Genomic DNA, 19,187 nt, shown 5'->3' with positions numbered 1-19,187 from the left:
AGGTATTCACATTTAACTTTTTTGTAGGCGTTAATCAATTCATAAACAAATTATTCCACATGATTTTTCGGGTATTTTTGAAAAAAAACTAACAACTATGGAAATTGCTATACAAAAATCCCCTGGCATGGGTGCTGTGCTAAATGAAGGTGTTACAACATTTAGAGTATGGGCTCCTAATGCCGACAAGGTATTTGTAACTGGTACATTTAATGATTGGAATGATAAATCATTAGAAATGCAGTTAGAAGAAAATGGATATTGGGCTACAACAACCGATAACGCGAATGAAGGGGATGAATATAAATTTATTATTCATAATGGTGAACAGGTTTTGCACCGAAATGATCCCTATGCATTTGAACTTACAAACAGCAACGGAAACTCTATAATAAAAACACTCGATTTTGATTGGGAAGGAGATGACTTCATAATTCCATCTTGGAATAGTCTCGTTATTTATGAATTGCATGTAGGAACTTTCAACAGAAAAAGTCCGGATGCTGTAGGGACTTTTGATGATGTTATCGAAAAACTGGAGTATATAAAAGGCTTGGGTATAAATTGTATTGAGCTTTTACCTGTGGCTGAATTTGCCGGAGGTATTTCTTGGGGTTATAACCCGGCACATCCTTTTGCTATTGAACAAGATTATGGCGGTCCAGACGGACTAGCAAGACTTGTAAAGGCAGCACATAAATTAGGAATTGCAATTATTATGGATGTTGTCTATAATCATTTTGGGCCTTCTGATGTGGATTTATGGCAGTTTGATGGGTGGAGCGAAAATGACAAAGGAGGAATATACTTTTATAACGACCACCGCAGTTCTACACCTTGGGGAGATACACGACCCGATTATGGTAGAGATGAGGTACGCCAGTATTTGAGAGATAATGCGCTAATGTGGATTGAAAAATACCACTGTGATGGTTTAAGACTCGATGCTACCGCGTATATACGTTATGAAGATGGTGGACTAGGTGACGATGCTGTTATTGAAGAAGGAAACCAAATGATGCGAGAAATTAATCAGGAACTTAAAGAAAAGTATCCACACATATTGACAATTGCGGAGGATCTTAAAGGTCAAGAGATCGTAACAAACGCTATTGAAGACGGTGGTATAGGTTATGGTTCTCAATGGGATATGAATTTTGTACATCCTGTACGGGAAGTTCTTACGAGTGTAAGTGATGATTCACGTGATTTACAAGCCGTTGCAGATGCTTTAGCTTGTACTTATAGCGGAGATGTCTTTAGACGTATTGTTTATACTGAATCTCACGATGAAGTTGCCAATGGGAAAGCTCGTGTCCCAGAAGAAATACAACCGGGTGATGCAGAAAGTCAATTTGCAAAAAAACGAGCATTGCTAGGTATAGTGTTGACACTAACAGCGCCGGGTATTCCTATGTTGTTTCAGGGGCAGGAATTTATTGAAGATGAGTATTTTCAAGATACTGAAGGATTGGACTGGGACAAACAATATCGTCTCAAAGGAATCTCAAGATTAGTAGGAGATATTATTAAACTACGTACAGGCTTTTATGATGGAACAGATGGTTTACGCGGACAGCATTTAACTATCGTTCATTTAAATGTTGAAACTAAAATACTAGCCTACATCAGAGGCGGTGAAAATGAACAACCCGTTCTGGTGATTCTCAATTTTAGTAATGCAGATTATGGAGATTATGGAATAGGTATAGATGAAGGAACAAACTGGCAATTGAGAATTAATAGTGTATGGAAAGGCTATGATAATGATTTCTCAGATACAGATGTTGAAAACCTGAGAATAGAGGAGGCAGAAACTGATGATAGAGCATGGACTGGTAAGTTAGATATCCCAGGTTATGCAGCATTAATCTATTCGCTATAAGTTCATAGAGAGGCGTTAATAATATTTAACGTCCGCGAGTTAAAATATATTAATATTATTAATAATGCTCTGAAAGTAAATTATTTTTATAAAAACGTTTATTATGAGAAAGATACTAAGATTAATTACACTTGCCCAAGTAGGTTATTACGCTTATGACTGGATAAAGAACAAAAGGTCGTTTAAAGAAGAATTTGTTCCAAACCTTAAAAAAGTGAAGCGGAAATTAACTTAGACTTTCAAATTTTAATAATTAACACTAAATCAAAAAAAATATGAAAACTACAATAGAAGAAGCAAGAGAAAAATCACACGAAAATTTAGTTTCTAACTTACAAGGTCTTTTAGAGAAGAACTATGATGCAGAACAAGGTTACAAAGAAGCTATGGTTAAAGCTGAAAATGGTCACCTTAAAGAATACTTGAAAGTTAGAGCAGCATTAAGAAACAGATTCGCTACAGAATTGAGTGATGTTATTATAAATTTAAATGAAAAACCAATTGAGTCTGGTAGTGCTACAGGTGCTGTACATAGAACTTGGATGAATATTAAAGATGCATTTAGTTCAGATTCAGATGAATCTATATTGGAAGAATGTATTCGTGGAGAAAAAGCAAGTGTTGAGGAGTATAAAGAAGTATTGAAAGAGAATGAAAATCATTTTACTCCAGAGATCACATCTCTTATTACAAATCAAATGCTTGAGGTTGAAAAATCATTAGATACTATTAAAAAACTTGAAGATTTAATGTAATTAGATTTTAATCTAATTATAAAGAAAAGCCGCCTTTTGGGCGGTTTTTCTGTTTTTAAATGAATTCTACTTATTATCTAAATTTTCAATTAATCGAAGTCGCATAGTATCAAGCATTGCCGTATTAATTTGTCCGTTCATATTTTTATTAAAAGCATCTAACTGTAGGCTTAAAGTATTCTCTCCTTTATTTAGTTCTATGACTACTGAATTAGAGTAACCCCAATCTGACCACTCATCAGTTCCTCGTTGTGGAAATACAATTACTCCACAATAATTCTTATTTACTTTTAAACTTCGTATTGCACAACTATTACCCGTATTCCAGGGACCACTACCATTGCTGTATCTAAAATCTAAAATATATCTACCTGCCTTTTGCAAGAAGATAGGTATTTTAATCTTCCTATTTATTTTTGTACTTATTTCTACAAACCCAGCTCCCGTGTAGTTCGTATAATTTAAGTCAGACATTTCAGCATAATCTTCAAGCTGAAGAATTTTTTCAGCAGAACTCAGAATTATGGGTTCACTGGCAAAACCTTCCATTTTATCAAAATTATAAGCACTAATTTGATAATTACCATAGGAACTTTCCGTGGTATCAAACTTAGTCTTCGTAGTGCTTTTTAAGAATTTTCCATTTTTATAAATAAGGTAATGGGAGCAATTTTTTACTGGTTGCCATTGTATTCCGCTCGCTGTTATATGTGCGTGTACAGGAGCAGGTGCAAATGCATTTTCAACTTTATTAATCTTAGAATCATTAAATTCTGTATTATTCAACTCTATGAGTAGATTCTGTTTACCACTAGCATTGTTTGCTAGAAAAGCTTTGGTAACTTTTTTATCATTAAGTGTAACGCTCTTAATTTTTGAACCGTAACCTATAACTGTGATGTCTACTGTGGCCTTTCTATATTGAAAGTTAGATAGCTCACGTGTACCCGAATATGCTTTCGGAATTACAGGATTAAAGTACAATCCATCTACTTCAAAATGCATTCCTAAAAATACACGAAAAACCATTGCAAGATTACCTGCAATACTCCACAACATACGATGAGAATTAATTTCAGTCCCGGCAAAATCACCATTTTCAGCAACCATATTCTCGTAATTACTTAAAAATAAACCGGCAGATCTATACATACTTGCAAGACCGTGATTTAAAACAGCCTCATTTTTATACTTTGCTGCAGCCAGATTCCAGTAAGCTTGAACAAATGGCCAAATGCCATTATTGTGATAAGGAGGAATGCCTGGTAGTTGTGGGTAAATACACGTAGTCCCAAAAGGAGTAAGTGGTGCTTTTGAAAGAATGGATTTCGCTCGTTTAGTATCGGCTATATCAAATAAAAGCGTTAATGATTCACCTAAGGCTTCAAAAAAAGGGGAGAGTAGAAAATCGTTTTTTCCGTAAAGGCAATGACCATAATAGCCTTTAAATTTGAGCCACAAATTTGAATTTATAGCCTTCTTTATTTTTATTGCTCTTTCTTCATAGCTTTGATATTCTTTGCCTTTAAGCTTAGAAATCTCAACGAATATAGATAATGCCTTACAATGCACAGCATTTGTACCTAAGTTTTGTGATGCATAAATGTCTGCATTAGACATCCACTTTGGGTAGGTTTGCTCTCGCCAATCTAAAAATGATGATTCCCCGCCGTATAAACCAGTTTGCGGATTATAAAGTGTTTTAAAATCATCATCAAGGGTATTTTTTATTATTGGGTATATTTCATCAATCCACTTAGTATCTCCGGTAACTTTAAATAATTCCCAGGCAGCAATAACCCAGGTTGTGCGATCTGAAGAAACCGGCCAAGCCCCACCAGAACCAGTATCTTGAACGATACGCTTATTTCTCACCTTTCTTCTAAGGCTGGTTTTTGAGGCTTCAGGTTCTAGGTACGCTAGCGCAAGAATGATGCTATAGCTCACATCTCGCGTCCATACGCCACTCCATTTTGCTCCTGTACGTAAGGTATTATCTGGCTCGATATTTTTTAAAGCCTCTTCAAGAGATAAGTTATACAGCGTATCAACTAGAATCTGATCGGATTGGTATTTTGGTTTATCTGAAATATCTTCGGAAAGTTTCCAATGCTTACGTTCATATTGAGCATCGTTAAACGGATTTAAAAGTAATGTAATGCTGTAAATATGAGGTGTTGAGGTGGGTTGCATTTTTAAGCCACGTTCCTCGAGATTTACAAAATCCCAGGTAAGTGGTTTGGACTCGCCAGCAATATAAAAACCATTAAAATCTGCTTTGGCAATACGTGTACCATCAAAGGTGGTGTAATATCCTTTTTTCTTGAATGCATCTAAAACGGGTGAAACGTCAAGTAAAAATGTGTACTCGTAATTTACAGGAAGATAGCCTGAACAATATTCGGGTTTAGAATCGCTTCTTTTTCCAAATGTGAAAAGTGGCGATTCTTTTTCGGTATCTACTATTATCCAGTGATCATCACCTATAGGTAGCTCATTATCCTTCTGATTTATACTGAATTTAAAAACCAGTAGTCGTGAATAATTTTCACTGGCTTTAGAATTATAATTTGACGATAAATGCTTTCGGGATTCAGCATTAGCGCTGTATTGTCCTTGAATTATCTTATCCTTATAAATACTAAACGCATCGCATTCGTATATTTTTTGTTCACTTTTTTTAGAGAAAGGTTTTGTGGACATCTAGATAAGGATATGTAATAAACGAATCTTATTTATAGGATTGAAATTAGTATCAATGAAATTAACTCAAAAATGAATATTTCTATGGGTAGTTAACATTTTATTGGAATTTATCTCTACAGCGGCTTCCTTAATTCTGAATTTAAATGTAATTGACAATTTTGATTTAAGTACAAAGCAAAAAAAAACCGCAAGGAACTTGCGGTTTTTTTAATATTTCAAAAGGATTTTTACATTGTCTTACTGAAGAAAAGTGCATTCATCATCAGTTTGTTTGTACCATACCAGAATGCTCTAAAATTCGTATTATCTGTAAATATTAATACATCTCCACGACCTGCAGATTGATGAACAAAAGGCCGCGTTTCTTTGATGGCTTCCAGATTTATAGGGCTAATATAACCGCTTACTAGAGGTTCTTCTGTATATTGAATTGGGTTTTTGTAACTCGTCGCATCTGCTTCAATAAAAAGAGTCGTATCTCTAAATAAATTTATAGTTTTTGAATCATAGCCAAAAGCAATAGGATGAGAACGATCTAATTTTGCTTCAAAAATAGCACCCCCTATAACTTGAGCCCCGTTAAAATCCCTGCGTTGCTCAAAGGTTACATTTTCAGCAGGATTCTCTGTGTCTTTAGTTGAGAAATCTATGAGACCTTGTCTTTTAAGCCATTTTGCAGAGTTTTTGAAACCAAGTAAGGTGCCGCCGTTACGCACCCAAGTATTTATTTTTTCTGAAGATTCTTCGGTTATTGATGATCCCCAAGAACCAGGCATAATAAGAGTTGTGTATCTAGATAAATCTGTTCTATCTAGATTGCGTGTATCTATTTTTGAGATGGAAACATCAAAACGCGTGTCGAGTAAATGCCATATTTCTCCTGCGTCTAGAGAACTAATTCCTTCTCCTACGAGTAGCGCAATTTTAAGAGGTTGTAATGCTTCAAACTGTCTGCTTCCTAAATCTATACCCTGAGTAGAGCCTGTTTTAACAGCATCTATAGAAAGGTGAGAGTCTTTTGCAGCACTATCTAGAAATGCATTAAGATTATCTGCATTAAGTGATTGACCTTGAACGGGAATTAAAATTGTTCCATAGTCATATTTTTTACCGGCTAATGTAAAAGGTTGCATAGCTACCTTAGCACGTATTCCCTTGTTCAATATTTTATTTAAAGCCTTTGGTGCATAATAATTGCTCCACGGCATTAGATAAGCGTAATCGCTTCGTGCTAAAGTTAATGGTTGCTCAAATTTAACTGAATCTACTTTAGTACCAGTAATTGAAGTAGGTGCAGCATCACTAAAATCTAAATTGAACGCAAGTGGAAAGCTCCAAGCCGAAATATCATAAAACAAACTATCCTCAAAAGTTGTTCGCTTTTCAAACATAGCGTTAAGCAAACGGCTGTGTTTTTGATTTTTAGGAACTACATAACTAGTAGCAGTATTGAACTCAACATTCTTTGATTTATAATCTTCTTTAGCTCTATAAATTTCTATTTGATGACGCTCTAATAATTGGGCCAGGAGCGTAGCTCGTGCAGGATCTGTTTTACTACCGAAGATATATGCATCCTTGGCAATTTCATTACGAGAATTTGAATAGAAGTCACGTTGGTAATTCAGTAGTTTTGTGCGCATAGCCTGTGCAGCTTCAATTGTTGACAAGAATGCTGTAAACTGATTACGTACTGTAAATGGAAATGTCAATACTCCATTATCAGTCTCTTGCAAATGTCCGCGAGAACTGGCCTGTTCAAACAGAATTCCTATACTACCATTGATGTCTGGAAATGTTGACCCTTTTCCGTAGTAAAAATCGTCATAATCTTCTTCTGTGTAATAGAACGAACCAATTTTATCAAAAGCTTTAGCGTGATAGGTACCTATTTCTGCAGTAAGCTCTTGATTCAATTTAGGAGTTAGTGGGTGAGTTCTGCTAGGAATCCCCGGTTGAAAGAAAAATGAAGAGTTACTACCCATCTCGTGGTGATCTGTCAAGATATTAGGATGCCAATCGTGAAAGGTTTTAATACGTGCTTGAGATTCTGGCAATTGTGCTGGTAACCAGTCCCGATTAAGATCAAACCAATAATGATTAGATCTACCACCCGGCCATACTTCATCATATTCGCGATCTTGAGGATCTGCAGTTAGCGATACATTTTTATTGGTGTTTGCCCAGTACGAAAAGCGTTGTAAACCATCTGGATTAAAAGAAGGGTCAAATAAAATCACCGTATTCTTTAACATTGAATCAATTTTTGGACCTTGAGCTGCTGCCAAATAATAAACAGCTAAAAGTCCTGCGTTTGATCCGCTTGCTTCGTTACCATGAATGCTCATTCCCTGATACGTAACGATAGGCATGGTATCTGTATTTAGACTTTGTGCATTTGCATCAGTCAATGCTAAATGCTGTTTTTTTATCGTTGAAATATTAGCGTGGTTCTCTGGAGAAGTAATGGTAAGAAGAACTAATGGTCTTCCTTCAAAGGTAAGGCCTCGACGTTCTATAGTAATACGTGGAGAAGCATCTGCCATTTTCTCCATATAATTTAAAAGTAAATCGTGACTTACGTGCCAGGTTCCTGGTACATAACCCAATATATCTTGTGGTTTAGGAATTGCACTATCGTATGTTACATCATCTGGAAGGTAATAATCTAAGGTAGGGTTAGATACCTGTGCATTACAAAAGGTATAAGAGAAAAATAAAATAAATAGGTTGAGTAGGTGTTGCTGCATAAATTGTTTTTTGTGCGTTTGCGGAATGTTTAAAGATTATTGTTGTGTTAAATATATCAATTTTATCACAAACTCATAGCGCAAGAACGGGAGCCAAGGGATCCTTAAATCAATAAATGATTGAGTAAGAAAACTTAAGCTTATTCTCGTTCTAATTGATCGAGTATTCTATTGATTTTATTGCATAAAAAAAGCCGCATAACTGCGGCTTTTTTTCTAATGATCATTTAATTTTTAAATATCGTCAAAACTGATATCTGTGAATGCTTTGGCAGATTGTTCTTCTACCAGAACTTCAGACTCGTCCTCTTTAGTATAATCTGCCTGGTGACGTTCGCTTATAACCTCTTCTCCTTTTTCATTAAGAATATAACCAGTCATTTCATTTAAAATTTCAGAGAATCCTTCAAAATCTTCTTTATATAAATAGATTTTATGTTTCTTGTAGTGAAAAGAACCGTCATCATTAGTAAATTTTTTACTCTCGGTAATCGTTAAGTAGTAATCTCCTGCACGTGTAGAACGTACATCAAAAAAGTAAGTGCGTCTTCCTGCTCTTAATACTTTCGAGAATATCTCATCATTCCCCTTCATTTCATTATTGCTCATAATCTTGGTTTAATTGATACGCTTTGTGCACCCAAAAATGGAAAAAAATTAAATGGTGTACAAAATTATTATTCCATTTCTTTTTCGTCTAATTGTTTTCGGTAGAGTTCTTGGTAGTATCCAGCTTGTTTTACAAGTTCGTTATGTGTTCCTCGCTGAATAATTTCACCATCCTCAAGTATAATTATTTTATCGGCATTTTTTGCTGATGAAATGCGATGACTAACCAGTATTGTTGTTTTAGTTGTAGATATGCGCTTGAGGTTTGCTAAAATCTCCTCTTCAGTTTCTGTATCAACTGCAGACAAACTATCGTCAAACAGTAAGATCTGCGGATCTTTAATAATAGCACGAGCGATAGATACACGTTGTTTCTGTCCACCACTTAGCGTAATTCCTCGTTCCCCTAGAATGGTATCGTACCCTTTTGTAAATTCTGCGATGTTTTTATCTACTACAGCATTTTTTGCAGCTTCTACAACTTCTTCATCTGTAGCATAGTTGTTTCCAAATTTTATATTCTCTTTAATGCTGTCACTAAACAAAAAGGCTTCTTGGGGTACATAACCAATACTGGTACGCAAATCCTTTAAATTGAACTTTTCAATTTCCTTATCATCTATTGAGATATGTCCCTCTTTAGTATCATAAAGTCGCGCTATAAGTTCTAGGATAGTAGATTTACCCGATCCTGTTTTACCTATAATGGCAAGAGTTTCTCCTTTTTCAATCGTGAAGGAAATATTTTTTAGCGCTGTGATATTAGTATCGTCATAGGTAAAAGTCACATTGTTAAATGATATTTTACCATCTACTGGTGTGTGTGCATCCGTATAGTTTACGATTTCGGGCTTTTCCTGCAAAAATTCATTTATACGTTTTTGAGAAGCTTCGGCTTGCTGAACTAGTGACGTAATCCAGCCAACAGATGCTACGGGCCAAGTAAGCATATTTACATAAATAAGAAACTCAACAATTACTCCGAGATCGGGAATCGTACCATCTATATATTGTTTACCACCTACATAGAGTACGAGTAAATTACTGGCGCCAATAAGCGCAATCATTAACGGAAAAAAGAAAGCCTGAACTTTTACAAGATCCAAGTTTTTCTGCTTGCTGGTTTCTGAAAGTTCCTGGAAATTATCAAAAGTTTGAGATTCTAGGCTATATGCTTTTATAACTCCAATACCACTGAATGATTCTTGAGTGAATGTACTTAAGTGGGATAAGTATTGCTGAACAATTGTACTGCGGGTATGTATTAATTTACTTAATTGATATATCGCAACAGATAATATAGGTAGCGGGATTATTACATATGAGGTTAGGGTAGGAGCTGTGTAATACATATATGGTATTACCGTTGCAAATAGAATAACAGTTGTAACCCCATACATAATTGCAGGTCCTAAATACATGCGCACTTTGCTAACGTCTTCACTAATGCGATTCATTAAATCGCCAGTTCTATTTTTCTTGTAAAAGTTTAAAGATAGATTTTGATACTGTTCATAAACCTCATTTTTTAAGTCTGCTTCGATATATCTGGAAACTACAATAAACATTTGGCGCATCAAGAATGTGAAAAAAGCAGATAATAAGGCTGCGCCTAAGAGTAAGAAAAGGGTAATTAACAATTGATGTTTTAATTCACTCAGATCTCCTCCGCTAGTCATATAATTCTCAACATACTTAATCATATCTCCAGAGAATTTAGGAGTAAGTATGGCAAAAATGCGAGCAATAAGAACAATGAAGAAGCCTATAATAAGCTTCCACTTGTATTTTTTAAAGTATTTATTAAGGTGTTGCAGTTCTTTCATAGCATCTATTAATCTGCTCAGCACAGACAATTTTTCAGTAAAAAAAAGTCCATTTATTAGGAGCCCCGCAAAGGTAAACGATTAGACTGTATTTGAAGCGTTGAGTTTTTTGAGATAAAAAACAAAATACCTTGCTAAGAACTCTAAGAGATCATGTATTTTTGCAGCGTTTTTGAGGATCATTGTCATATTGATTCTAAACCTCAAAAAAATTGATATTAAAAATCAAAAGTTCTTTAAAGCTATGCTCAATAGAAGGCACATTCGCATAAAAGTAATGCAAGCGCTTTACGCCTTAAGTCAATCTGAAAATCAGGATTTGATTAAGGAGGAAAAATTTATGAATGCGAGTACGGCGCAGATGTACGACTTGTATCTGGTAATGGTAGATTTGCTAGTAGAAATTCACGCTTACGCGAAAGACTACCTTGAGAAATCTCAACAAAAAATGTTGGCCACTGAGTCTGACAAAAATCCCAATCTAAAGTTTGTTAATAATAAGGTTTTAGTAAATCTTTCTGAAAACGAACTACTTCAAAAAGAACTTAAAAAGGCTAAACTGAACAACTGGAGGTTAGACAGCGAGTACGTAGTACTTATATTCGAAAGTCTTACCAGCAGTGAGTTTTATGCAGATTATATGAATATAGCTGAAACAAGCTATAAAGAAGATCGAGATTTTGTAATTCAATTTTTTACAGATTTTGTTGCACCTAATGACAAACTCTACGAATATTTAGAAGATTACAGACTTACTTGGTTAGATGATTTACCGGTTGTAAATACAACAATTATTAAACGTCTGTCTAAATTAAAACCTAACTCACCAGAATCTACAATTCTTCCAAAATTGTACAAGGATGAGGAAGATAGACAATATGCAAAGGATCTTCTATTGCGTACCTCTCGTAATGATGAAGAGTTTGAAGCCGAAATTTTAGGGAATACGCCTAACTGGGATCAAGACCGTATTGCAACTTTAGACAAAATTTTAATTAAGATGGCACTTTGTGAATTTTTGAAATTCTCATCTATTCCTATAAAAGTGACTATCAATGAATATTTAGAATTATCGAAAGAATATTCTACACCAAAGAGTAGCATCTTTATAAATGGAGTGCTCGACCGATTAGTGAAGAAATATAAAAAGGAAGGCAGACTTAACAAAGCTGGAAGAGGGCTTATCGAGTAATAAATAAAATTGTATTTTTGAGACCCTTTAAAAAATTATAATTTATGAAAAAAGTATTTCTAGCAGCAGGTTTAGTTGCTGCATTAGCATTTACAGGTTGTAAAGACAACGCTTCTGAAAAGATCAAAGGTGAAAACGTAGAAATGGCAGCAAATCGTGATGCTAATGCTACAAGTTTCCCAACATTGGAATTTGAAGAAAGTGAATATGACTTTGGTAATATAGAACGTGGTACAAACGTAGAACACGTATTTAAATTTAAAAATACAGGTGAAGCGCCATTAGTTATTGTTGATGCTACAAGTACTTGTGGTTGTACAGTACCTAGTTTTCCTGATGCACCTATTGCTCCGGGCGAAACTGGAGAATTATTAGTTAAATACAATGGTAGTGGTATGAACGCTGTTACTAAAATTGTAACTATCAAAGCGAACACAGAAAAAGGAACTGAAACTGTAAAAATAACCGCATTTGTAAAGTCTGAAGAAGGACCTACAAACAACGGATAAGAACCACTAAATGGAACAAATAACAAGTTTTTTACCCATATTGTTAATGATTGTGGTTGTGTATCTGTTTATGATACGACCACAAATGAAGCGCCAAAAAGATGAAAAGAAATTTGGAGAAGCTTTAAAACGTGGTGATCGGGTAATTACAAAAAGTGGTCTTCATGGGAAGATCCTAGAACTTAATGAAAGTACAGTTGTAATTGACGGTGGAGCAGGAAAAATGATTTTTGAGCGTTCTGCACTGTCTTTAGAGTTGACTAAAAAGCTTAATGAACCAGTAAAACCAGCTGTTGTTAAGAAAAAATAGTTCTACTTTATACAAAATAAAAAACCCGATGTAAAACATCGGGTTTTTTTATTTCAATATTCTAATATAATTTCAGAATAAAGGAATTTAGGATACAATAAATAGACTTGCAATTTCTACAGCCTGATCTCCTGTAAGTATTTCATCATAAGCTTGCGTAGAAGAATCTACACTAAATGGTGTACCAGAACCTAAGGTAGTAACATCTACACCACCTTGAGTAACATTTTCTTCACCATTGTAAACAGCCTGCGTAGCCTCTGGCATACCTTCTCCTCGTTGGTTGCCTGTGATCCATCCTTCTAATCCTCTCAATCTTCTAATTTCTGAAGCGTGACGTGCTTCTACAGAGTGAATTTGTAAGGCTGCAGTAAGTACAGCATCATTGCCAATTAAATTTGCTGCCTGACCTTTATATGCACGAACACCAGTATCTTCAAATGCTTGAGCTAAAGCTAAAAGTTGTGCGTATGCAGTTGCCTGAGTCGTATTTGCATTGTTCATAAAAGGGTCAAATGCGCCACCGACAGTAAAATCAAAAGTGGGTTTAGCAACGGGTGTAGCTCCCTGGGCTTCAATTGCACTTGTTAAAAATGTTACATGTTGAGATTCGTGCTTTGCAATTTGAGCATATATTGCTTGCGATTTTGCAGTAGTTAAAACTCCAGATTGTAATGCAAGGTCGTAAAACTCATCTTCTAAATATTCTAGAGTAAGTGCTAGGTTAAGAACTGCAGTTACATCTGATGAACTTTGTGCTTGAGCTTTATTTCCCATAGTTGCCAGTCCAAATGGTACGGCAAGCATAGCTGCTTTTTTACTAATATTTCCTAGTTGACCAAACATAGCTCTTCTTGAACTCATAGGAGCTTGAAGTTGATCAGTTGTGAATTCGTCTAAAAATTTTATAATATTCATTTTGGTATCTTTTTAAGGTTAGTGATTATGCTTTTGGATTTTTGTACGTAAATGGAGTTACAAAAAATCCACCCGCGGCAGAAAGAACTTCTTCTGGTGAAGCTGCAAGATCTAAGCCATTAGAATCTATAATATCGTCACCTGCAAATGCTGTAAAATCTGCACTCCCACTAATTAGTGAGCGTATTGCTGCTGCGTGACGCGCCTCGACAGATACAATTTTACCTGCAAGTGTTAGATACAATGGCGTTTGAATGTATTGTCCCGCACCATTATAAGCACTAACTCCCGTATCTTCAAGAACCTTAGCCGTACCTAGTACTGAATCCCTATTATCAAAGTTAACCGAACTAAAATCGAATTCTAAATCTGCAGTTAGTCGAGCATCTGCATCAGGAACATTTGCATTAATTGCCGCTTTAAACCACTCACGGTGATTTACTTCATGATTGTAAAGAGCTAAAAGAATAGCTTTCTCCTCAACACTAGCACCTGCATAGTAAGATCCATTAACAACATTTGTGTAAAAAGCTGCTTCTAATTGTTCAAGTGCATAAGCATAATTAAGAACACCTACATCGCCAGACCCAAGATCAAAATCACCACCGCCCAACATATTTCCGTTGTCGTCATCGTCACTACAAGATGCAAGTAATAAACCTGACCCGGCGATTGCTAAACCACTAACCTTTAAAAAGTTTCTGCGGTTTCTACCTACAGTTTGAGTTTTTACCTCAATCGATTTTTTCATTTTCATAACGTTTGAATTTCTTTGGTTATTAATACTTAAAGAAACTTACGTGTATAATGAAGGCTTGGTTTTTTGAATTTTTAGTTTAACAGTAGTTTGGGAAATTATGAAACGAAATGTAAAAATTTTAACATTTTTTATCTAAAATATTTAACGGTTACAGCCTAAATATTAGCATATATAATGTCGAAAAATTTCAAAAAATCATATGAAATTCCGTTTAATCTAATTAAAACGGCTTTTATTTGATAATTCTCAATATTTTAGAAAAGTAAACTGGTTTTTATATTTAAGAAATGAGCCTTGTGAATATAAAATTTAGTTGCATTCAAAGTTAAAATCTATAATCTGGAAGGAATAATTTTTCTTGTAATTAAAGTGCCACCATTCGGTTCGTATAGTTTCAAAACCGAATTTGCGCATACCATCCTGAAGTATTTTTCTGTTTTGGAGTACTTGTTTTGGCAACGAAGTATTATCGATATGAGCCTCTCTGCCAAAAAAGTCGTGATCTGTACCCATATCAACAGGAATTCCATCTAATTTAGCCAAGCTAATATCAACCGCTGCTCCTCGGTTATGAACAGAACCAGATTTATAAGGATTGGCTACATATTGCGGATTGGGAAAAACTTTCCACATCTTTTTCTGAGCACTTACAGGTCTATAGCAATCGAATAATACAATTTTATAACCCATTTCACAGAAATAATGATTGGCCTCTTTAAGTGCGTTGGCAACTTCAGGTCTTAAATAGCATGCAGCACAATCGTAAAAAGCTTCTTTCAAAAAATTATTAGACGTTGCATAGCGAATATCATATGCAAACCCATCATTAATAGTATCTAATAGAACTAGCTGTTTTGAATTTTGAGCATATGCAAACAGATTAATAAATAGTAGAAAATATAAAGAATACAATTTCATTATAACTAGTTTATTGATCTAAGATTAAGCCTAAAAACTTTCCGTAGTGATTAAGTAGTTCTAGGTAAATACTTTTTGTCCATCCAGAAGGTGCCAAATGGAATTACTGAACACGCTAAAACTATAAGCAATGTTTTAAAGTTCCACTTTAGCTCTGTCTTTACAATGATCGCTAGAACTATATACACCAAAAATAGAATTCCATGCGCCATTCCTATAATTTGATTTGGCTGACCATAATCAAAAATATACTTTAGAGGCATTGTGATAAATAAAATTAAAAGAAGAGAGATTCCTTCTAAAATACTTATAATTTTAAAGGTCTTGATCATTCTACTAAATTAAAGATTGCTACGCCATAGATTGCAAAACGTACAAATCGAAGTAAACCGAATAATAAGTAATTGAGAAAAGGGTATTTAATCATTCCTGCTGCGAGACTGCTTATTGCAAATGGTACAGGTAATATCGCGCCTACAACTATTAAAAAGCCACCCCATTTACGCGCATTTTTTAAGTGCTTTGACATTTTAACTTCTAAATATTCGTGAACCGCATGAATACGTGTAGAAGCACGTCCTGTAAAATAACTTATTATACCTCCGGCGTAAGAGAGTACAGCTATAAGCGAAAGATAAAGAATAGGATCTGGCATTTTATCACTCCAAGCAATAAAAATTTCCGGTGGAATCAAACCCAAAATACTTTCCGAAAGAAAAAATACAAACAATACCCAAAAAGGAGGGAAGGTGTTTGTCATTTTAATTAGTAAATCATTTATATCTATAACAAAATAATGTACACATACAATTGCAATTATAAAAAGTACAAGTGGTGTAAGTGCTTTTTTAAGGCTTCCTCCTACAAATGAATAAAACCCAGTATATTTATAATACTGGTGTAGCAGTTGTAGTCTGGACTTTTTTTCTTTTTTATGCTCTGAAGTCATCGACTATTTTTTTTTGCAAATATACTTCTTGAATTACAGTATAACAATGTTGTAAGACTTTATATCTATTCCTTAATACAGTTTTAGGAAAACTTTAAAATTTGTGTTTTCGAGTCCCACGAATTAAGCGGTATTTTTAGGCTATGGAAAAATTTAAAAACAAGGTAGCTCTTATTACAGGAGGTACAAAAGGTATAGGAAGGGGAGTTGCAGAAGCACTTCTAGAACTGGGTATGAATGTTGTGATTACCAGTAGATCACTTGAGAATGCAACCGATGTTGCTAAAGAACTTCAGGATAAATATAGTGGTAAGGCAGATGTTCTTGGTGTGGAGGCAGACGTCCGCAATTATGAAAGCCAGGAACAAGCGGTTAAGAAGACCATAGAGAAATTTGGTCAGTTAGACGTTCTCGTGGCAAATGCAGGTCTTGGTCATTTTGCAAATATCAAGGATTTGTCTGTAGAGCAGTGGCAGGAAACTATAGATACAAACCTTTCAGGAGTATTTTATAGTGTAAAGGCGTCAGTAGATCATCTGAAAAAAGCACAAGGATATATTTTTACAATTTCAAGCTTAGCCGGCACAAATTTTTTTGCTGGCGGTAGCGCATACAACGCCAGTAAATTTGGCGTAACCGGCTTTACACAAGCGATGATGCTAGATCTTAGAGATGATGATATCAAGGTTTCAACGATAATGCCGGGATCTGTAGCTACACATTTTAACGATCATAATCCATCAGCAGAAGATGCCTGGAAGATTCAAAGTGAAGATATTGGAGAACTCATTGTAGATTTACTAAAGTTGAATCCACGTGCACTACCTAGCAAAATAGAAGTAAGACCATCTAAGCCTCCAAAAAAGTAGAGGAGTAACTTGAATTAAAAAAAAACACCCGCGGCAGCGGGTGTTTTTTTATATAGTAATTAAAGAGAAAATTTAATTCTCTTCAGCATACATTTGTAAAGCTTCAACATAAGCTCTCAAATCAAGTCGGTTTGTTTTATTTTCTGGCTCAGCCAATAAGTTTAAAAGGTATAGTAAACTTTCAGCAGGATCAGTAGATTCTTCTTCTTCAAGTAATTCTTCATAACCTTCTATAGGCTCTTCTTCAGGAATAGGAATATCAAAAGTCTGGTACGCTTCAATATGTTCAAAAACCAGACGTATAGTTTTTGCTATTAAAGGACGTTGTTCTTCTATAGCGTAAGGTCTTAGATTTTGTAAATCCTCGACAACAGTATTTGTAATAATACCATTCTGCTCAACTTCACCGATGAGCTTGTTTAATATTTTTATCGCTTTTTGATTCTTCAAAATGAATATTTTAATGTTGTCACAAAGGTAACAGATTAGGTATTTTTTTGAGTTATGAAGTGCTAATTTTTTTAAGTTTTAATCAACAAATTTAAATTAGATCGTAACCTCCTGAAACAGGTGATTTTCTGTCAATAATTTTTTTCTGAAAAGATGTGCAAAATACAAATATTTTAATTCCTGATTTAAACTTGTGAGAAGCCCTTTAAATGCCTTAAATTTGCAAGATTCACTACAAAACACAGCTACTTTTGAGCGATAAGGCAATAGGACAGGATACAGACAGCGGCAAAGAATTATACAGTTATCAAGAAAATGACCTTGATAGAATCTTCACCTGTATAGAAGAATCTTCTGATGATTTTAATCTTTTATATCAGCTTCCAACTGGTGGAGGAAAGACTGTAATTTTTTCAGAAATCGTACGCAGATACATACGTGAGAAGCAAAAAAAGGTGGTAATTCTTACACACCGAATAGAACTTTCTGCACAAACTTCAAAAATGCTTAAAACTTTTAATGTGCCAAATATGGTCATTAATAGTAAGGTTAAAACCCTTGAAGGCAATGAGGACTATATGTGCTATGTCGCTATGGTTGAAACTTTAAATAACCGTTTGCAAGATGAGCAAATAGATATTAAAGATATAGGGCTAGTAATAATTGATGAAGCGCATTACAATTCATTTAGAAAGCTTTTTAGCTACTTTAAAGATGCTTTTATTTTAGGCGTGACTGCAACTCCATTGAGTTCCAATGTGAAGTTGCCTATGAAAGATAATTACCGAAAGCTTATTATCGGTGAAAGTATAGGATCATTGATAGAAAAAGGTTTTTTAGCTAAAGCCAATATGCATACCTATGATGTAGGATTAAAAACTTTACAAGTAGGTATTAATGGTGATTATACTGTAAAATCTTCTGAGATCTTATATACTAATCAAAGTATGCAGGAAAAATTGCTTGCAGCTTATGAAGAACAGGCAAAAGGTACTAAAACGCTTATTTTTAATAATGGTATAAATACCTCACGCTATGTCTATGAGACTTTTAGAGAAGCGGGCTATGATGTAAGACACCTTGATAATACCCATACGAATAAAGAGCGTAAGCAAATTTTAAAATGGTTTAAAAATACCCCGGATGCAATTTTGACATCAGTGAGTATTTTGACAACCGGTTTTGACGAACCTTCTGTAGAAACAATAATTTTGAACAGAGCGACGCGTTCACTTACCTTATATTTTCAAATGATAGGTAGGGGTTCTCGTGTACTTCCTAACAAAAAGAAATTTGAAGTAATTGATTTGGGTAATAATATGGCGCGTTTTGGTTTATGGGATGCCCCGATGGACTGGAACGATATATTTTTATATCCTGATTTTTACTTAGAAAATCTTGTTAGCGATGAAGAGATTGAGCGCAATTTTGAATACGTAATGCCTCCAGAACTTAGAGCTGAGTTTAGTAAAAGTGAAGACATCTCTTTTGATATTAAAAAAGAATACGAGGATGTTTTTGCAAAAGGTCTTAAATCTAAAGAAGCATTAGAGCGATCTATAGATCAACACGCTAAAATTGTGTTTGAAAATTCTGAAGATATCTTTGATGCACGTATCCTTGCCAGAGAATTAAAAGATGAAATACAATATAGAATACGCTTGTATTCCTATTGTATTATGAAAAACACAAAGAATTATAAGAACTGGTTAGAAGAAGATTACAATCGTAAACTACGACTTAAGCTAAGTCAAATGTACGCAAGTGTAACCGCTCAATAA

18 protein-coding genes are annotated in these 19,187 nt (G+C 34.7%); 8 read left to right on the top strand and 10 right to left on the bottom strand.

The window, feature by feature from the left end:
* Positions 1-97: 97 nt before the first annotated feature.
* The 3 genes from DSM00_RS06105 (at position 98) to DSM00_RS06100 (ending at position 2,640) form a co-directional block, all read left to right on the top strand.
* Complete coding sequence (locus tag DSM00_RS06105) at positions 98-1,885, top strand: alpha-amylase family glycosyl hydrolase (RefSeq protein ID WP_128757137.1); 1,788 nt, start codon at positions 98-100, stop codon at positions 1,883-1,885.
* Positions 1,886-1,988: 103 nt separating this feature from the next.
* Entirely contained in the window at positions 1,989-2,120 is a 132-nt protein-coding gene (locus DSM00_RS15715) for a hypothetical protein (RefSeq protein ID WP_262707469.1), read from the top strand.
* 40 nt (positions 2,121-2,160) lie between these two features.
* Positions 2,161-2,640, top strand: a complete 480-nt coding sequence (locus DSM00_RS06100) for a ferritin-like domain-containing protein (RefSeq protein WP_128757136.1) — start codon at positions 2,161-2,163, stop codon at positions 2,638-2,640.
* Positions 2,641-2,706: 66 nt separating this feature from the next.
* Here the strand turns inward: DSM00_RS06100 and DSM00_RS06095 are convergent, their stop codons facing one another.
* From DSM00_RS06095 to DSM00_RS06080, 4 genes are all read right to left on the bottom strand, one after another.
* Entirely contained in the window at positions 2,707-5,343 is a 2,637-nt protein-coding gene (locus DSM00_RS06095; protein ID WP_128757135.1) for an alpha-L-rhamnosidase-related protein, read from the bottom strand.
* 230 nt (positions 5,344-5,573) lie between these two features.
* Entirely contained in the window at positions 5,574-8,096 is a 2,523-nt protein-coding gene (locus tag DSM00_RS06090) for a M14 family metallopeptidase (protein WP_128757134.1), read from the bottom strand.
* A gap of 234 nt (positions 8,097-8,330) precedes the next feature.
* Positions 8,331-8,705: a PUR family DNA/RNA-binding protein gene (locus DSM00_RS06085; protein ID WP_128757133.1), complete on the bottom strand. Its 375-nt coding sequence runs from the start codon at positions 8,703-8,705 to the stop codon at positions 8,331-8,333.
* A 68-nt stretch (positions 8,706-8,773) separates the two neighbouring features.
* Positions 8,774-10,531: an ABC transporter ATP-binding protein gene (locus DSM00_RS06080; RefSeq protein WP_128757132.1), complete on the bottom strand. Its 1,758-nt coding sequence runs from the start codon at positions 10,529-10,531 to the stop codon at positions 8,774-8,776.
* A gap of 244 nt (positions 10,532-10,775) precedes the next feature.
* On the opposite strand from DSM00_RS06080, the gene nusB reads away from it, so the two are divergent.
* Genes nusB through yajC form a run of 3 tightly spaced genes read left to right on the top strand, consistent with a single transcriptional unit; the run spans position 10,776 to position 12,542 of the window.
* Entirely contained in the window at positions 10,776-11,723 is a 948-nt protein-coding gene (nusB, locus tag DSM00_RS06075) for a transcription antitermination factor NusB (RefSeq protein WP_164916303.1), read from the top strand.
* Positions 11,724-11,767: 44 nt separating this feature from the next.
* Positions 11,768-12,232: a DUF1573 domain-containing protein gene (locus DSM00_RS06070; protein WP_128757131.1), complete on the top strand. Its 465-nt coding sequence runs from the start codon at positions 11,768-11,770 to the stop codon at positions 12,230-12,232.
* A gap of 10 nt (positions 12,233-12,242) precedes the next feature.
* The gene (gene yajC, locus DSM00_RS06065) at positions 12,243-12,542 is read left to right on the top strand and encodes a preprotein translocase subunit YajC (protein ID WP_128757130.1); all 300 of its coding nucleotides are present in this window, start codon (positions 12,243-12,245) and stop codon (positions 12,540-12,542) included.
* A gap of 87 nt (positions 12,543-12,629) precedes the next feature.
* Here the strand turns inward: yajC and DSM00_RS06060 are convergent, their stop codons facing one another.
* The 5 genes from DSM00_RS06060 to DSM00_RS06040 all read right to left on the bottom strand — a co-directional run bounded on the left by DSM00_RS06060 (position 12,630) and on the right by DSM00_RS06040 (position 16,087).
* Positions 12,630-13,460, bottom strand: coding sequence for a ferritin-like domain-containing protein (locus DSM00_RS06060; protein WP_128757129.1), 831 nt, complete (start codon positions 13,458-13,460; stop codon positions 12,630-12,632).
* Between the two features lie 25 nt (positions 13,461-13,485).
* A complete protein-coding gene (locus DSM00_RS06055) occupies positions 13,486-14,211 on the bottom strand; it encodes a ferritin-like domain-containing protein (protein ID WP_128757128.1) in 726 nt (241 codons plus the stop codon).
* Between the two features lie 318 nt (positions 14,212-14,529).
* Positions 14,530-15,138: a M15 family metallopeptidase gene (locus tag DSM00_RS06050; protein WP_128757127.1), complete on the bottom strand. Its 609-nt coding sequence runs from the start codon at positions 15,136-15,138 to the stop codon at positions 14,530-14,532.
* 50 nt (positions 15,139-15,188) lie between these two features.
* Complete coding sequence (locus DSM00_RS06045; RefSeq protein WP_128757126.1) at positions 15,189-15,470, bottom strand: DUF3817 domain-containing protein; 282 nt, start codon at positions 15,468-15,470, stop codon at positions 15,189-15,191.
* The gene (locus DSM00_RS06040; protein WP_128757125.1) at positions 15,467-16,087 is read right to left on the bottom strand and encodes a YqaA family protein; all 621 of its coding nucleotides are present in this window, start codon (positions 16,085-16,087) and stop codon (positions 15,467-15,469) included. Before DSM00_RS06040 ends, DSM00_RS06045 begins: the two co-directional genes overlap by 4 nt.
* 143 nt (positions 16,088-16,230) lie before the next feature.
* Here DSM00_RS06040 and DSM00_RS06035 point away from each other — a divergent pair, with 143 nt between their 5' ends.
* Positions 16,231-16,956, top strand: a complete 726-nt coding sequence (locus tag DSM00_RS06035; RefSeq protein WP_128757124.1) for an SDR family oxidoreductase — start codon at positions 16,231-16,233, stop codon at positions 16,954-16,956.
* 72 nt (positions 16,957-17,028) lie between these two features.
* Here DSM00_RS06035 and DSM00_RS06030 read toward each other — a convergent pair whose 3' ends face one another.
* Complete coding sequence (locus tag DSM00_RS06030) at positions 17,029-17,406, bottom strand: hypothetical protein (protein WP_128757123.1); 378 nt, start codon at positions 17,404-17,406, stop codon at positions 17,029-17,031.
* A 251-nt stretch (positions 17,407-17,657) separates the two neighbouring features.
* On the opposite strand from DSM00_RS06030, the gene DSM00_RS06025 reads away from it, so the two are divergent.
* Complete coding sequence (locus DSM00_RS06025) at positions 17,658-19,187, top strand: DEAD/DEAH box helicase (protein ID WP_128757122.1); 1,530 nt, start codon at positions 17,658-17,660, stop codon at positions 19,185-19,187.

Origin of the sequence: Leeuwenhoekiella aequorea (assembly GCF_004104375.1) — a bacterium.
Taxonomy (GTDB): Bacteria; Bacteroidota; Bacteroidia; order Flavobacteriales; family Flavobacteriaceae; genus Leeuwenhoekiella; species Leeuwenhoekiella aequorea.
This window is presented reverse-complemented; position numbering and strand designations above follow the sequence as displayed.

Coding starts and splice junctions, on each gene's coding strand:
- DSM00_RS06050 (WP_128757127.1), bottom strand. CDS start 15,138: ATGAAATTGTATTCTTTATATTTTCTACTATTTATTAATCTGTTTGCA.
- DSM00_RS06080 (WP_128757132.1), bottom strand. CDS start 10,531: ATGAAAGAACTGCAACACCTTAATAAATACTTTAAAAAATACAAGTGG.
- DSM00_RS06040 (WP_128757125.1), bottom strand. CDS start 16,087: ATGACTTCAGAGCATAAAAAAGAAAAAAAGTCCAGACTACAACTGCTA.
- DSM00_RS06100 (WP_128757136.1), top strand. CDS start 2,161: ATGAAAACTACAATAGAAGAAGCAAGAGAAAAATCACACGAAAATTTA.
- DSM00_RS06085 (WP_128757133.1), bottom strand. CDS start 8,705: ATGAGCAATAATGAAATGAAGGGGAATGATGAGATATTCTCGAAAGTA.
- DSM00_RS06090 (WP_128757134.1), bottom strand. CDS start 8,096: ATGCAGCAACACCTACTCAACCTATTTATTTTATTTTTCTCTTATACC.
- DSM00_RS06045 (WP_128757126.1), bottom strand. CDS start 15,470: ATGATCAAGACCTTTAAAATTATAAGTATTTTAGAAGGAATCTCTCTT.
- nusB (WP_164916303.1), top strand. CDS start 10,776: ATGCTCAATAGAAGGCACATTCGCATAAAAGTAATGCAAGCGCTTTAC.
- DSM00_RS06070 (WP_128757131.1), top strand. CDS start 11,768: ATGAAAAAAGTATTTCTAGCAGCAGGTTTAGTTGCTGCATTAGCATTT.
- DSM00_RS06055 (WP_128757128.1), bottom strand. CDS start 14,211: ATGAAAAAATCGATTGAGGTAAAAACTCAAACTGTAGGTAGAAACCGC.
- DSM00_RS06105 (WP_128757137.1), top strand. CDS start 98: ATGGAAATTGCTATACAAAAATCCCCTGGCATGGGTGCTGTGCTAAAT.
- DSM00_RS06060 (WP_128757129.1), bottom strand. CDS start 13,460: ATGAATATTATAAAATTTTTAGACGAATTCACAACTGATCAACTTCAA.
- DSM00_RS06035 (WP_128757124.1), top strand. CDS start 16,231: ATGGAAAAATTTAAAAACAAGGTAGCTCTTATTACAGGAGGTACAAAA.
- DSM00_RS15715 (WP_262707469.1), top strand. CDS start 1,989: ATGAGAAAGATACTAAGATTAATTACACTTGCCCAAGTAGGTTATTAC.
- yajC (WP_128757130.1), top strand. CDS start 12,243: ATGGAACAAATAACAAGTTTTTTACCCATATTGTTAATGATTGTGGTT.
- DSM00_RS06095 (WP_128757135.1), bottom strand. CDS start 5,343: ATGTCCACAAAACCTTTCTCTAAAAAAAGTGAACAAAAAATATACGAA.